1 protein-coding gene and 2 pseudogenes are annotated in these 1,778 nt (G+C 38.1%); all 3 read right to left on the bottom strand.

The window, feature by feature from the left end; translation table 11 throughout:
* Positions 1-340, bottom strand: a pseudogene (locus EAE89_RS22705) (hypothetical protein); the annotation flags it as partial.
* A 69-nt stretch (positions 341-409) separates the two neighbouring features.
* On the bottom strand, positions 410-1,267 hold the full coding sequence (locus EAE89_RS22710; protein ID WP_244866741.1) for a hypothetical protein: 858 nt from the start codon (positions 1,265-1,267) through the stop codon (positions 410-412).
* Positions 1,268-1,329: 62 nt separating this feature from the next.
* Positions 1,330-1,778, bottom strand: a pseudogene (locus EAE89_RS22715) (hypothetical protein); the annotation flags it as partial.

Below are 1,778 nucleotides of genomic sequence, written 5' to 3' on the forward strand. Positions count from 1 at the left end.
TCAAATCGACCGGCAGGTTATGACTGGAAAAACTTATTTTATAATCCGTGCCCGGCCCTGCTATCGGATTTTTACCTAATTCATAAAATTGAAACGCCGCATTATCCGGGCTATAAAAAATCGCCCGGGGGCATTGCGCATTTTCCGTGATACATCTTTTTCCCACCAGTGAAATAGTCACCGGGATACCCCCGGTTTCATCAATCACCCAAATATCACCAATCGGTTCAATCTGGTTATAATTGAAAACCCGTTTACCGACTTTTAACACTAATTTGTGAATACAGGGGTCCGGGATTTTGCAATCACAAACCGCACTACGCATATTAACTGAAAGCATATTTTTTCCTTCTTTCTCAGTATTAACTGCAAAAACAGTTAATACTGAGTGAGTTAAAACAAACCATAGCTATCTTGAAATCACCACTTTTCCATTGATTAAAGAGAAATAGGGGCTAAATGTGCGGCCATTTTTACCATCCTTATCCCTAATTAATAATGGAGATGGTGATCCATGTGCGACTTCAAATCGGAATAGTCGGCTATCCATATAACGTATCAGTTTATATTTTTTCCAATTTATCGGTATGGCCTGATAACCGTTATCAAAATCTCGCTTAAAATCAAAAGAATCGAAATAACTTTGTTCTGTGCTATTATTGGCCTGTGCATGTTCATGCAACATTAATTTAGCTGCCGATTGTAAAGCGGCCAAATCTTTATTTTTCATGATTTGCCAGACATCCTCATAAGCTTTTTTGACCAGTTCAATACTTGCTTCCGTTTCCGGCAAAGGGGTAGCTGTAGTCCAGGCCCAAATAGGTAGATCATTTAATGTCACTGTTCGCTCAGCGTAATAAATACCCTCATCCTTGAGATTCTTTTCTGTAACTTTACTATACTGTGCAGTATCGGTATTAAAATTAACGGATTTCATACTATTAGGCTCTGCTATACCATTTTTATCGGCCACACTGGCGATAATATTCGTGACTTCATCAGACTGGTAAGGTGTTATTCTTACCAGTCGAACTTTACACTCTGCATCCTTATCTTTATAAATATACCCCTCTTCCGCATCACTAAATGGTGCCATTTCAATATAGATGGTGTTTTTACCATTTTGCAACAATGTCGCAACATTGTACCCAGTTGATATAGTGCCAGTCATTGAATTTAGGTTACTTAATGTATACATCCCATTAACCCTAATGACACACCGTGCCCGATTAGTTTCTAAATAAGTAATATATTTGACTTTATCCATTGTTTTATCCCCATATGCCGATAATGAAAATAATGCCATAAAGAATAAGAAAAATTTTTTCATTACGATAACCTCAGTTTGTATGTTGACTTCTCCTTTGGCAATTTTGGATATATTTCCCATTTTTTTTGTTTCTTATCATCCCTTTTACTATTTTGTTTAGAAGATTCATTACTATTCTCAGATGGTGAAACACCTGCCCCAAACTCCACATAATAACTGGCCGTAATCCCTTCATGGAAAAACACCAGATATAACCCCTTATCCTGCTTATCCAGTTCAAAGCATCCCTGCGCTTCAATATCTGCATCAGCCTTAAAATACCCCTCCACCAGATAATATTTAAACCCCACCTGTATATTAGTTTCTGCTCTAATCGCTAACGTCCCTTTCACCATATCCCCCAGTTGAAATTCCATTTCCCTCTCCTCATTGCTGGCATATTTAAATGACAGATTTAACGCGCCCTCCAGAATCATATCTAATTGCGCCCCCAGATAAGCCCCATTCC

The sequence above is a fragment of the Photorhabdus heterorhabditis genome, from assembly GCF_018448905.1.
In the GTDB taxonomy this organism is placed as follows: Bacteria; Pseudomonadota; Gammaproteobacteria; order Enterobacterales; family Enterobacteriaceae; genus Photorhabdus; species Photorhabdus heterorhabditis.